This is a genomic window from Arthrobacter endolithicus (assembly GCF_026627425.1).
Taxonomy (GTDB): Bacteria; Actinomycetota; Actinomycetes; order Actinomycetales; family Micrococcaceae; genus Arthrobacter_M.
Genome location: NZ_JAPNLH010000002.1, coordinates 145,830 through 158,881, shown reverse-complemented (window position 1 = coordinate 158,881; position 13,052 = coordinate 145,830). Strand labels below are relative to the sequence as shown.

Here is a 13,052-nt window from a genome sequence, read left to right as displayed (position 1 = left end):
ACCCATGTAGCTGTCGCGAAAATCGTAGAAGACCCTGATAAACCGCTGTGCTTGGCGGTTATTGACCGGCTTCGTCCGTTTCGAAGAGGAGAGCTTCACCCATGGCACGCAACGCCTCACTGTCCGGTTTCCCCGAGTGGCTGCCACAGGAACGGCTGGTGGAACTCCACGTGCTGGACACCCTGCGGCGCACCTTCGAACTGCATGGGTTTTCCTCGATTGAAACCCGGGCCGTGGAAACCGTCGGTCAGCTGCTGCGCAAGGGGGAGATCGACAAGGAGGTGTACCGGCTAAGCCGGCTGCAGGAAGAGGAGCCCGGTGCCGACGCCAAATCCACATCGGACGCCAAAGCAGATGCCGCGCTGGCCCTGCACTTCGATCTGACCGTCCCGTTTGCCCGCTATGTAGTGGAAAACGCCGGCTACCTCGCGTTCCCATTCCGGCGCTACCAGATTCAGAAGGTTTGGCGCGGGGAGCGGCCCCAGGACGGCCGGGCCCGTGAGTTTACCCAGGCGGACATTGATGTGGTGGCCGACGGCGAGCTGCCCTTCCGCTACGACGTTGAGCTGGCGCTGGTGATCGTGGAGGCACTGTCCGCCCTGCCAATTCCGGCCTTTAAACTGCGGGTGAACAATCGGCGGCTGGCCGAGGGGTTCTACCGCGGGATCGGGCTGGCGGACACCGCCGGAGTGCTGCGCAGCATCGACAAGCTGGACAAGATCGGCGCCGAGGCTGTCGCGGGCCTGCTTAAGGCCGAGCTCGGCGCCACGGACAGCCAGGCACGGGCAGCGCTGGCGCTGGCCTCGATCCGGACCGAGGATACGTCCTTTGTAGGGCAGGTCCGCGCCCTGGGAATCACTAACGAACTGCTCGAACAAGGGCTCAGCGAATTGCAGCAGGTGGTCTCCGCCGCAGCCTTGCGCGCTCCCGGTTCCGTCGAGGCGGACCTGAGCATTGCCCGCGGTCTGGATTATTACACCGGAACGGTTTACGAGACGGTGCTGGTGGGGCACGAAAACCTTGGCTCAATTTGCTCCGGCGGCCGTTACGAGTCGCTGGCCGTGAAAGGCAATAGGAGCTTTCCCGGTGTGGGGTTGTCCATCGGAGTCACTCGGCTGGTATCGCGCATTGTGGGGCAGCAGCTTGCCGTTGCCTCACGCAGTGTTCCTACGGCAGTTCTGATAACTCTCGCTAATGATGACAGCTGGCCGCAGGCCCAGGATGTCGCCTCGGTGCTGCGCGATCGGGGAATTGCCACAGAGGTGGCGGCCAAAGCAGAGAAGTTCGGCAAGCAAATCAAATATGCGGACCGCCGGGGCATACCGTTCGTCTGGTTTACCGCCGAGGATGGCAGCCACCAAGTCAAGGACATCCGCAGCGGTGACCAAGCGGCGGCGGACCCGGCCAGCTGGGCACCGCCGACCGAGGACCTTCAGCCGAGCGTCGCCGTCGCCCCTCCCGCCCTCTGATCCCAACTAGGTAGCAGCAGCGGCACACCTTCCGCGATTTGGCTGCAGTTGCTGCTACCCCGTTGGGAAATGGGGCCGACGCGGAGGCCAGCGCATTCAACGGTAAACTCTAAGACGGCCGGAGTCTCGCTTCGCCATAACCTACTTATCATCGGCAATTGCCCTTGGACCGCAGAAGAGTTGAACGCTGGATTTCTACGGCCCAACCATTGAAAGGAATGCTGTGCTGCGCACACATGACCTTGGCTCCTTGCGGGCCGAGCACATCGGACAAACTGTAACCCTCTCCGGTTGGGTTGCCCGACGTCGGGATCATGGTGGCGTTGCGTTCCTGGATCTGCGGGATGAATCCGGAATTGCCCAGATCGTGGTGCGTGAGGAAGAGGTTTTCCACGCACTGCGCAATGAGTACGTGCTGCAGATCACCGGGACCGTTCAGCAGCGCCCGGAGGGCAACGAGAACCCCAATCTTGCCAGCGGGGACATCGAAGTCATCGCTGACACGGTGACGGTGCTCAACGAGGCGGCACCGTTGCCGTTCCAGGTTGACGAGCACGTCGAAGTGGGCGAGGAAGCCAGGCTCAAGCACCGCTACCTGGATCTGCGCCGGCCGAATATGCAGCGGAACCTGCGCCTGCGCAGCGAAGCTAACCGCGTGGCCCGGAACCTGTTGCACGAGCAGGGCTACGTCGAAATCGAAACCCCCACGCTCACCCGCTCCACGCCGGAGGGTGCGCGTGACTTCGTAGTCCCGGCCCGATTGGCTCCAGGATCCTGGTACGCCCTGCCGCAGTCGCCCCAGCTGTTCAAGCAGCTGCTACAGGTGGGCGGATTCGAGAAGTACTACCAGATTGCCCGCTGCTACCGCGACGAGGATTTCCGCGCGGACCGGCAGCCGGAATTCACCCAGCTGGACGTCGAGGCCAGTTTCGTGGACCAGGATGACATCATCGCACTGGGAGAGAGCATCGTATCGGCGCTTTGGAAGCTGATCGACGTGGAAATTCCGCTGCCGATCCAGCGGATGACGTACTGGCACGCGATGGAGAAGTACGGCTCGGACAAGCCGGATCTGCGGTTTGGCCTCGAGCTGACCGAGCTGACGGACTTCTTTAAGGACACGGACTTCGGCGTCTTCAAGGCTCCCTACGTTGGCGCCGTCGTGATGCCCGGCGGGGCCTCGCAGCCGCGGCGGACGCTGGACGCGTGGCAGGAATGGGCCAAACAGCGCGGCGCCAGGGGCCTGGCTTACGTTTTGTTCAAGGACGACGGCGAACTGACCGGTCCGGTGGCAAAGAACCTCACCGATGCGGAGCGGGCCGGCCTGGCGGAGGCAGTGGGGGCGAAGCCCGGAGACTGCATTTTCTTCGCCGCCGGAGAAGTGGGGCCCTCCCGGGCACTGCTGGGCTCGGCGCGCGTGGAGATCGGGCACCGGACCGGACTGATTAACCCAGCAGACTGGGCGTTCGTCTGGATCGTGGACGCACCGATGTTCGAATCCGCGGCAACGGCAGAGGCATCCGGGGATGTGGCCATCTCCGGCGGCGCATGGACGGCCGTGCACCATGCCTTCACGTCTCCCAAGCCGGAGTTCATGGACACCTTCGACACTGATCCGCAGGCCGCATTGGCATATGCCTACGACATCGTCTGTAATGGAAACGAGATTGGTGGCGGCTCCATCCGTATTCATCGCCGTGACATTCAGGAACGGGTCTTCGAGGTCATGGGGCTCTCTCCCGAAGAAGCCCAGGAAAAGTTCGGTTTCCTGCTGGACGGATTCAAATTCGGAGCACCGCCGCATGGCGGAATTGCCATCGGCTGGGACCGTGCCGTGTCGCTGCTCGCCGGTGCCGATTCGATCCGCGACGTCATTGCTTTCCCGAAGTCCGGCGGCGGCTACGATCCCTTGACTGCCGCTCCTGCCCCGATCACCGCCCAGCAGCGCAAGGAAGCCGGCGTCGACTTCAAGCCCGAGGTCAAGCCCGCAAGCTGATTCACCGACACAGCCGAGGCCGGCACAGCTAAGGCGGGCGGGCTTCCATGCCTTGGAGGAAGCCCCCCGCCTCAGGATCGGGACGGGCCTTGCGCGATCCTGTCCGCTGCTTCCCGTGACTCCAATTCGGTGACAATCCTGTCGTAGTCCGTCCGGGTCCCGGGATCGGGGCTAATGCGGTCTAACTCCCTGAAGAGTCGGTTCGTCAAGGTGCCCAATTCGAGCATGCTCAGGTTTGAGAGGTCGGCTGGGAGCTGGGTGGGTGAGGGCCCCCAAACCGGGTGCTGAAAAAGTGCGCTCGCACCGCTCATGCCGCTGACCCGTAGCTGAGGAGTTGTGCCGCGTAGGGCCAGGTAGGCGCCAGGTCCGGGGCCAGCACGGTGAAGGGCTCGGATCCCAAGCCGGTTGCCAGGAAGGTCAGGTACTTCAACGCGGGTGTGTCGATGTGCTGTGCGGCGCTAATGTCGACCGTAATTTCCGGGCCGTCGATGATCCGGCCGGCCCGCCGAACGATGGGAAGCAGTGCATTCACGCCAGAGAGCGTGAGGCAGCCCCTGACATCGATGGTGACTGCCGGCGGTGCAATGGTCATACGAACAGTGACACCCAGTTTGTGGTCCACAAAAACTCCAAGGCAAAAAAGCTTCATGGCCTCTGCTTAGCCGTCTTTGACTATAGATTGTGGTGTTCGGTTCTGCAAGGGTTGGTCTTTCTGCCGGGAGCCAGGTGCACCGCGCGAAGCCCTGCCGGTGGCCACCGCCGGTTGTTGCTGGGCTCTGCGCTAAGAGTCCGTGACGCGAATGCGGATAGCCTGCACTTCGCGGGCAGCAGTTTTCAGTACCGCAGCCTTGGGGTCGGGAACGTCGAGAAACCTCAGCTGCGGGAGTCTGGCCAGGAAGGCGGCCCGGGGCTCGGCCATCAAGAGCGAGGTCAGTGCTCGGTCGCCACCCAAGACCAAATATTCGGCGATGCCAATATTGGTAATGTCAGTGCCCGTCCCTGGTGGCTGCGGTCTGAAAAGGAGCTGGGCATATTCGGCAACTCTTTCCAGCATGGCATCGGCCTGGTTGACGCGCCGTCTGGCAGAGCGTTGCTGGGACGAGCCTCCGGCGCCGGAGCGCGACTGGCTGAACCCGCTGCCCGCTTTGGAAACCAACACCTCGCCGTCCCGGCATAATCCCAGCGCGTAGCCGCCACTGCGGATCAGAACGACGGCGACGGTGCGGCTTTGTGCTGCCAGGGAGGCAAGTCTCTGCAGCTCGGTGGCACCCCTGCCGGGCCGCCCGGCCGCAGGCCACGGCGCATGAAGCAGAGCTGTGCTGCCGTCCGCCGCGCTCAGGTGCAGTCCGTCGTCGTGCTGGTCGCAGCGGAGCGCACCGTGCGCGGCCGCGAACCGCTCCGCCCAGCCCGGTAGCCGCTCGGCGGAAACCAGGGTTGTGCGGGATTGGGTCGCCATTTATACGAGCCTACCCGTGCAGCCACACGGACTGACACGGCGGTGCTCTGGCTCGTTTCGGCGGTGAAGATAGCCTTAGCTGGTGACAGATCTCTTTGACGGCGCATTTCCTTCTTCCTCCGATCCGGTTGGCGGGGCTGACCTCTCTGACGGTCGGGATGCGGAAGACGCAGCGGAGCAGGAACCACGCGGCGTGGGCGAACCGGGCCGGCCGCGAAGCCCGCTGGCGGTGCGCATGCGTCCGCGCAGTCTTCAGGAGGTGGTGGGGCAGCAACACCTGCTTGGCTCGGGGTCCCCGCTGCAGTTGCTGGCGGCGGGCGCCGGGCAGTCCGGTCCGGCGGGACCGAGCTCGGTGATCCTATGGGGTCCTCCCGGGACTGGGAAGACGACGCTGGCGCACGTGATCGCCAGAGGTCCGGGGCGGAAATTCGTTGAGCTTTCGGCAATCACCGCCGGGGTCAAAGACGTGCGCAGGGTGATGGATGAAGCGCTGACCGCGCGGGATCTCTACAGACGCACCACCGTGTTGTTCCTGGACGAGATCCACCGCTTTAATAAAGCCCAGCAGGATGCGCTGCTGCCCGGCGTGGAAAACCGGTGGGTGGTGCTCATCGCCGCCACGACCGAGAATCCCTCATTTTCCGTCGTTGCGCCGTTGCTCTCCCGCTCACTGTTGCTCACATTGCGGCCGCTGACCGACGACGACGTCCGTGACCTTGTGCTTCGGGCGGTGGCCGATCCCCGCGGCCTGGCCGGCAAGGTTCGGCTCAGTGACGAAGCTCTGGATCACCTGGTGCGGCTGGCCGGCGGCGATGCGCGACGTGCCCTGACGACCTTGGAGGCTGCGGCCGGCGTGGCGCATGCCGACACCGACGGCGACGATGTCGGCGTCGGTGTCGGCGACGGCGCGCCGGGCGCTGACGAAGCGGAACGGCCCGACGATGGCGGCGGAGCTGAGCGCGCAGCAGATGCCGGATCAGCGCCGGAGCCTGGACAGCACACTGTGCTGGTGAACCTTGGCCACGCCGAGAGGGCCGTGGATGCGGCCGCCGTTCGCTATGACCGGGCAGGGGATCAGCACTATGACGTCATTAGTGCGTTCATAAAGTCCATCAGAGGCTCCGATGTTGATGCGGCACTGCACTACCTTGCGCGGATGCTGGAGGCGGGCGAGGACCCGCGCTTCGTGGCGCGTCGGATCATCATCTCCGCCGCGGAAGACATTGGCATGGCAGATCCGACCGCCCTGCAGACCGCGGTTGCCGCCGCTCAGGCAGTTGCGCTGATCGGGATGCCGGAGGCCCGCATCGTTTTGGCGGAAGCCGTGGTTCACCTGGCCACGGCGCCGAAATCGAATGCAGCCTATCTGGGAATCAACTCTGCCATTGCTGACGTCCGCGCCGGGCTTGGGACGATGATTCCGGCCGCATTGCGGGATGCCCATTATCCCGGCTCCAAACAGCTCGGCCACGGCAAGGGCTATATCTATTCGCACGACGAGCCACATTCGGTCGCTGCCCAGCAGTACCCCCCGGATGACCTGGTGGGCCGGGATTACTACAGCCCCACTGGCAACGGCTCGGAGCGCGAAATCTCTGTGCGGCTTGCACGACTACGGGGAATCATCCGGTCAAGGCCCAAAAAAGAGTGACCCTGTCCGGCGCACCCGCGCGCCCACCCTGCGCGCTCCCGCACCCCGGCGCACTCCCTCCGCGCTGTGGGTCGGCCGGAAAACAGCGCGGCCAATGACTGCTAGAATTGTGGCTGCACTGGCAAGCCTTGGCTCCATACCTGTTGCCCCTCCTGACTTTTTTGCCGGTTCGATCCGTCGATCCGGCCCTGGTTCAGCGATGCAGGTATGCCCAGCGGCTGCAGCAACGGGCAGCGGTAGCCCTAGCTCTCCACGATGGAGGCCGGAAACACAACCAAAGCACTGATCTTCCACCGACTCGGCAGACACTGGACGGTATTAACCGTCCGGCCAGAAGCTCTTAGACGAAGACAGCGAGCTTTACCGCATGAACAGTGGAAGGACAACGTGGCTAACACCCTACGTGCCCGCCGCCAGGCCCGCCTCTCGCGGTCCCTTGGCATTGCTCTAACCCCCAAGGCAGCTAAGTACCTCGAGCGCCGCCCGTACGGTCCCGGTGAGCATGGCCGTGCCCGCAAGAAACAGGACAGCGACTACGCCGTGCGCTTGCGCGAAAAGCAGCGTCTGCGTGCCCAGTACGGCATCCGCGAAGCACAGATGACCCGTGCCTTCGAGGAAGCCAAGCGCACCAAGGGCCTGACCGGTGAAAACCTGGTCGAGCTGCTGGAAATGCGTCTGGACGCCCTGGTGCTCCGTGCCGGCTTTGCCCGCACGACCGCTCAGGCCCGCCAGCTGGTAGTACACCGCCACATCATGGTTGACGGCGCCCGCGTGGACCGCCCGTCCTACCGTGTTGCCGAGGGCCAGCTCATCCACGTGCACCAGCGCAGCGAGACCATGGTCCCGCTGCAGGTTGCCGCCGCCGGTGCGCACCGCGATGTGCTTCCGATGGTGCCGGCCTACCTGGACGTCAAGCTGGAAAGCCTCCAGGCTCGCCTGGTCCGCCGCCCGAAGCGCTCCGAAGTCCCGGTGACCTGCGAAGAGCAGCTGGTCGTTGAGTTCTACTCGCGCTAATCATCAGCCGAGTTCTACGCACGCTGATAATCGGTTGAGTTCCACTCGCGCTGGGTTCTTTTGGCGTGAGGCCTCGTTGGCGGGAAACCGCGACGGGGAAACGGACGGCTGGTAGCCTGTAGAGAAGCCCGTGGCACACGCCGCGGGCTTCTTTGTGGGTAAGGTACTTAACGAAGCACGACGCAATTTTTCCTTTACGCACAAGAGAAGAGGCTCTCACCTATGTCCGGTGGAGACATTGCAGGCCTTATAGCGGCAGGCGTTTTTGCCGTGCTGGTAGCGATATTGGCAGTCCCGGTGTTTAAGCTCGGCCGGGTCTTCGACGAAGTCCGGCGCACCATAGCGACGCTGAGTGAGGGCACGACGCCTCTGATCGACGAGGTGACCGCTACGGTGTCCACCACGAACGCGCAGCTGCAGAAGGTGGACGGTATTTCCACCAACGTTTCGGACGCGACGGCTAATATCTCCGCCTTGTCCTCTCTGCTGGCAGCTACCCTCGGTTCACCGGTGATCAAGGTAGCGGCGTTCTCCTACGGTGTCCGCTCGGCCGTGGCCGGCCGACGCGCTAAGACATCCAGGCATTCGCGCAGCCGCTAGAGAGCATCTCAGTACGCCAGCGGCCCTCAGGAGCTGGCACAGACCAAGGAGCTACCGGAATATGAAGAAGATTTTCTGGCTCGGCATGGGCATCGCCATTGGCGCCATCGCCGTCCGTAAGGTGACGCAGGCACGCGGGGCGCTGGGTCCGGCGGGGCTGAACCGGGCTGTGGGCCAGCTCAGCGACAGTATTCATAATTTTGCCGACGCGGTACGCGAGGGCATGAGCGAGCGTGAAGGCGATTTGCGCGGCGCGCTTGGCCTGGACGCCACTGACCCGGCGGGTGCAACCGGCCGTCGCGCCGCCGTCGGGCCGTCAATTTAGTCTCTTTTTCGCCAGACATTAACGAAGGGTCCCCCAGGGTCATGCAGTCGCAGGAAATCGCACGCCGATGGATCGAGTTTTTCACCAGTAAGGCTCACACAGCGGTTCCGTCCGCGTCGCTGGTTTCCAGTGATCCTTCACTTCTTTTCACGGTTGCCGGAATGGTGCCCTTCATCCCGTACCTCACCGCGCGCGAGGAAGCTCCGTATGACAGGGCCGTCAGTGTGCAGAAGTGCATCCGAACCGGCGACATTGAAGAGGTTGGCAAGACGGCGCGGCACGGCACCTTTTTCCAGATGTGCGGCAACTTTTCTTTTGGCGACTATTTCAAGAAGGAAGCGATCGGCTTTGCCTGGGAATTGCTGACCAGCAGCATCAGCGACGGGGGTTACGGTCTGGACAAGGACCGCCTGTGGGTGACCGTCTATCTGGATGATGATGAGGCAGCCGCGCTGTGGCAGCAGATTGCCGGACTCCCCGCGGACCGTATCCAGCGGATGGGCAAAAAGGACAATTACTGGCATACGGGGCAGCCCGGCCCCGGCGGTCCGTGCTCGGAGATCTACTACGATCGAGGCCCGGCATATGGCCCGGAAGGCGGACCGGCGGTCGATGACGTGCGGTACATCGAGATCTGGAATCTGGTTTTCATGCAGTACCAGCTCGCCGAGGTCCGCAGCAAGGAAGACTTTGACATCGCCGGTGAGCTTCCCAAGAAGAACATCGATACCGGGCTGGGGCTGGAGCGCCTGGCCCTGATCCTGCAGGGCGTAGAGAATTTCTATGAAACGGATCAGGTCCGGCCGGTGCTCGACGCCGCGGCGGCCATTTCGGGCAAGGAATACACCAGCGCCGAGACCGCTGCCGACCCGCACCACACCGACGATGTGCGGATGCGGGTGGTGGCGGACCATATCCGTTCGGCACTGATGCTGATTTCCGACGGCGTCACCCCCTCCAATGAAGGCCGCGGTTATGTGCTGCGCAGGCTGATCCGCCGTGCCGTCCGCGCGATGCGCCTGCTCGGTGTGGAACGAGCCTGCCTGCCGGAGCTGCTGCCGGCATCCCGGGACGCCATGAAGGGCGTGTACCCCCAGGTCGAGGCCGATTTTGAGCGGATCGCCCGGATCGCCTATGCGGAGGAGAAGTCGTTCCTGCGCACCATCGCCAGCGGAACGGCCCGGATGGAGGAGGCCGTCACCGAGTCCAAGGCCGCCGGAACCTCGCTCTCCGGCGCGGAGGCCTTTGCGCTGCATGACACCTATGGTTTTCCCATCGATCTGACCCTGGAAATGGCCGAAGAAGCGGGCCTGGCTGTGGACGAGGCAGGGTTCCGCTCCCTGATGCTTGAACAGCGCCAGCGTGCGCAGGCCGATGCCCGCGGCAAGAAGAGCGGCCACGCCGACCTGTCCGTCTTCAATGAACTTTTGGCCGGCGGACAAACCGTCTTCACCGGGTATGACGAGTTGGACGGGGAATCCCGCGTCCGCGCGATCCTGTCCGGCGGCCGGAAAGTGGCGCATGCCTCCACCGGAGACGAAATTGAAATCGTGCTGGCACAGACACCGTTCTATGCCGAGGCCGGCGGCCAGGCCGCCGATACCGGGCTGCTGAGCGGAGACGGATTTGTCGCTGAGGTTCTGGACGTGCAGAGGCCGGTCAAGGGGCTGAGCGTACACAAGGCCATAGTCCGTGAGGGCGAAATGCCCGCGGACGCCATGGTCCGTGCGGCGGTGGACCGGCAGCGCCGGCACGCAGCGGAGCAGGCGCACACCGGCACCCATATTGTGCACGCCGCGCTGCACCAGATTCTGGGCCCGGAGGCGCTGCAGCGCGGTTCGTTCAACAAGGCCGGATACCTGCGCTTTGACTTCTCTTGGGGCGAGGGGCTGAGCTCCGCCACCCGGTCCGAGATCGAGGAAGTCTCCAATATTGCCATTCGGAATAACTACCGCGTGGATACCAACGTCATGGCGCTGGCCGATGCCAAGGCCTTGGGCGCCACGGCCTTGTTCGGCGAGAACTACGGCAGTGACGTGCGGGTTGTGGAGATCGACGGCGCCTGGTCGCGTGAGCTTTGCGGTGGAACTCACGTCGCCAACACCTCGTTGATTGGCAGCCTGACGCTGCTGGGGGACCAGTCCGTCGGCTCGGGCAACCGGCGCGTTGAAGCATTCGTTGGGATGGACGCCTTCCGGCATCTGGCCGCCGAGCGCGCGCTCGTCACCGAGCTCAGCGATATGCTCAACGTCCCCTCAAATCTCTTGCCGGAGCGGCTTGCGGCGACGCTGAACAAGCTGAAGACGGCGGAGAAGGAACTTGAGCGCCTGCGTAAGGATCAGTTGGCGGCTCAGGCGGCCGCACTGGTCGGGACGGCTCGTTCCCTCGCGGGTGTGCAGGTGATCGCGCACGACGGCGGCGCGGTTGGCGGCGCGGATGACCTCCGGACGCTGGCGCTGGATCTGCGGAACCGGCTCGGCTCTGCTGCCGCCGTGGTTGCCGTGGCTGGCGTTGCCAACGGGCGTCCGATGGTGCTGGTGGCCACCAATGAAGCAGCCCGGGAGGCGGGGGTGAAGGCCGGCGCACTGGTCAAGCTCGCTGCGGGAATCCTCGGCGGCGGCGGAGGCGGCAAGGATGATGTGGCCCAAGGTGGTGGCAGCGAGCCGGCCAAGGTACCGGCCGCACTTGCTGCCGTCGCCGGGGCGATCGAGCAGCGGTCCTAAGGGTCCTCATGCCCGAATCAGATGCCGGCCCCCTGCCCGGCGTAAAACTGGGGGTGGATGTAGGTACCGTGCGGGTTGGCTTGGCGTCCTGCGATCCGCACGGCATTTTGGCGACGCCGGTGCGGACGCTGAACCGGGACACCAAGAAGAATCACGATGTCCGGGTCCTGGTGCGGGAAGCGCGGGAGCGGGACGTGGTGTGTATCTACGTTGGGTTGCCGCGGACCATGAGCGGGCAGGAACGGGCGTCGGCCCAGATGGCCCGCAGCTATGCCCAGCTACTGGCGGATGCGCTGCTGGCTGCTCAATACCCCGTGCCGGTGCGGATGGTGGACGAACGCCTCAGTACCGTCACAGCTCACCAGTCGCTGCGGGCCGCTGGCATGAGCAGCCGCCGGCATCGTACAGTAGTGGATCAGGTGGCGGCGGTGGGAATTTTGCAGCATGCCCTTGACATCGAGAAATCACGCGGCAGTAGTGCCGGAACCATAGTCACAGGACGGCGGAGCGGCGCGTTGGGGTGTGCCGGGAATTCGCCCCAAGCGAAGGACGGCGTCATCAGCTCGGAGAACGGTAGTAGCCCTAACAGCCCCGACCAAGGACGATCCATTTGAGCCAGATTTTCGGGGATCGGCCCGAGTCCGGAGGCTCCGGCGGGGATCCGCTGCCGCACCACCGTGGCGGCCAGACGGAGCAGCTGAATGCGCCCACAGCTGAACAGGAGGCGAGCCGACGTATCCGGGGGGCCTCCAAACGGGTCCGTCGCCGCCGTCGGACGGTCATTTTCCTGCTCGTTCTTGCGGTCTTTGTCACCGTGGCATTCTTCGCTCTCCAAGCCGTGCGACCGATCTTGTCGGCGACTAGCGCGAAGGATTATCCAGGGCCAGGCCATGGAACAGTGACGTTCATCGTCCCGACCGGCGCCACCGGCCGCATAGTGGCCGAAGGTCTGGTTGCGCAGGGCGTCGCAGCAAGCGAGTCCGCGGTCCTGGACGCGCTGAGCGCGGCGAAGGGCAACACGCTGATTCAGCCCGGGTCGTTCGGGCTCAAGCTTGAGATGAAAGCCTCCGACGCGGTATCGGTGCTGCTGGCGCCGGACAATAACAAGGTCCACTATGCCGCCATTGACCAAAACCTGCGGCAGCCGGAGGTTCTGGCGCTGCTGGCCAAGTCCACCGGCATTGACGAGTCAACGTTTACGGCCCTGGCCAAGACTCCGGCCAACTTCGGACTTCCGACCGCAGCCAAAAGTCTGGAAGGCTACCTGACGCCGGGGGAGTACCGTTTCCCGACCGAGATGACAGCGGAACAGATTCTGGCCCAGCTGGTCCAGGCCACCAAGGACACGCTGGTCAAGGACGGCGTCACCGATCCGGCCGATCAGTATCGTGTGTTGACAATTGCCAGCATTATTGAGTTTGAGGGCAACGAAGCCAACTACGCCTTGATCTCCGGAGCCATCGAGAACCGCTTGCATAATCCGAACGCTGAGACCGGCGGCCGGCTGGAATCCGATGCAACCGTGGCTTATGGACTTGGCCTGAAAACGTACAACATCACCGATGCGCAGAAGAAGGATGCCAGTAACCCGTATAACACCTTTGCCAATCCCGGCCTGCCGGTAGGACCGATTGGCTCACCGGCGGCCAAGGCGATAAATGCCGCCGCGCATCCACAGGATAACCCCTACTATTTCTGGGTAACGGTCAATCTGACCACCGGGGAGACGTTGTACGCAACCACCTATGCGGACCATTTGAAAAACGTGGCCAAGTACCAGGCCTGGTGCGATGCGAACGCCGGGAAATGCAAGTAGTT

The 13,052-nt window shown here is 63.9% G+C and carries 11 protein-coding genes; 9 read left to right on the top strand and 2 right to left on the bottom strand.

Annotated elements, in window-relative coordinates:
- Nucleotides 1-101: 101 nt before the first annotated feature.
- A complete protein-coding gene (hisS, locus tag OS914_RS02520; RefSeq protein WP_267544489.1) occupies nucleotides 102-1,469 on the top strand; it encodes a histidine--tRNA ligase in 1,368 nt (455 codons plus the stop codon).
- 223 nt (nucleotides 1,470-1,692) lie between these two features.
- Entirely contained in the window at nucleotides 1,693-3,465 is a 1,773-nt protein-coding gene (gene aspS / locus OS914_RS02515) for an aspartate--tRNA ligase (protein ID WP_267544488.1), read from the top strand.
- A 307-nt stretch (nucleotides 3,466-3,772) separates the two neighbouring features.
- On the opposite strand, the gene OS914_RS02510 is transcribed toward aspS, so the two are convergent.
- The gene (locus tag OS914_RS02510; RefSeq protein ID WP_267544487.1) at nucleotides 3,773-4,057 is read right to left on the bottom strand and encodes a hypothetical protein; all 285 of its coding nucleotides are present in this window, start codon (nucleotides 4,055-4,057) and stop codon (nucleotides 3,773-3,775) included.
- A 189-nt stretch (nucleotides 4,058-4,246) separates the two neighbouring features.
- The gene (locus OS914_RS02505) at nucleotides 4,247-4,921 is read right to left on the bottom strand and encodes an acVLRF1 family peptidyl-tRNA hydrolase (RefSeq protein ID WP_267544486.1); all 675 of its coding nucleotides are present in this window, start codon (nucleotides 4,919-4,921) and stop codon (nucleotides 4,247-4,249) included.
- A gap of 235 nt (nucleotides 4,922-5,156) precedes the next feature.
- On the opposite strand from OS914_RS02505, the gene OS914_RS02500 reads away from it, so the two are divergent.
- From OS914_RS02500 to OS914_RS02470, 7 genes are all read left to right on the top strand, one after another.
- Nucleotides 5,157-6,572, top strand: a complete 1,416-nt coding sequence (locus OS914_RS02500) for a replication-associated recombination protein A (protein ID WP_420713853.1) — start codon at nucleotides 5,157-5,159, stop codon at nucleotides 6,570-6,572.
- 387 nt (nucleotides 6,573-6,959) lie between these two features.
- Nucleotides 6,960-7,586 carry a 30S ribosomal protein S4 gene (rpsD, locus tag OS914_RS02495; RefSeq protein WP_267544485.1) on the top strand — a complete coding sequence of 209 codons (627 nt, stop codon included), beginning with the start codon at nucleotides 6,960-6,962 and terminating at the stop codon, nucleotides 7,584-7,586.
- A 222-nt stretch (nucleotides 7,587-7,808) separates the two neighbouring features.
- On the top strand, nucleotides 7,809-8,186 hold the full coding sequence (locus OS914_RS02490; protein ID WP_267544484.1) for a DUF948 domain-containing protein: 378 nt from the start codon (nucleotides 7,809-7,811) through the stop codon (nucleotides 8,184-8,186).
- A gap of 61 nt (nucleotides 8,187-8,247) precedes the next feature.
- Nucleotides 8,248-8,511, top strand: a complete 264-nt coding sequence (locus OS914_RS02485; protein ID WP_267544483.1) for a hypothetical protein — start codon at nucleotides 8,248-8,250, stop codon at nucleotides 8,509-8,511.
- A gap of 41 nt (nucleotides 8,512-8,552) precedes the next feature.
- Nucleotides 8,553-11,234 (top strand): alanine--tRNA ligase, encoded by a 2,682-nt coding sequence (gene alaS / locus OS914_RS02480; protein WP_267544482.1) that lies wholly within the window; start codon nucleotides 8,553-8,555, stop codon nucleotides 11,232-11,234.
- Nucleotides 11,235-11,242: 8 nt separating this feature from the next.
- Nucleotides 11,243-11,848 carry a Holliday junction resolvase RuvX gene (gene ruvX / locus OS914_RS02475; RefSeq protein ID WP_267544481.1) on the top strand — a complete coding sequence of 202 codons (606 nt, stop codon included), beginning with the start codon at nucleotides 11,243-11,245 and terminating at the stop codon, nucleotides 11,846-11,848.
- Nucleotides 11,845-13,050, top strand: coding sequence for an endolytic transglycosylase MltG (locus OS914_RS02470; RefSeq protein WP_267544480.1), 1,206 nt, complete (start codon nucleotides 11,845-11,847; stop codon nucleotides 13,048-13,050). The genes ruvX and OS914_RS02470 overlap by 4 nt, the downstream gene beginning before the upstream one ends.
- Nucleotides 13,051-13,052: the final 2 nt, after the last annotated feature.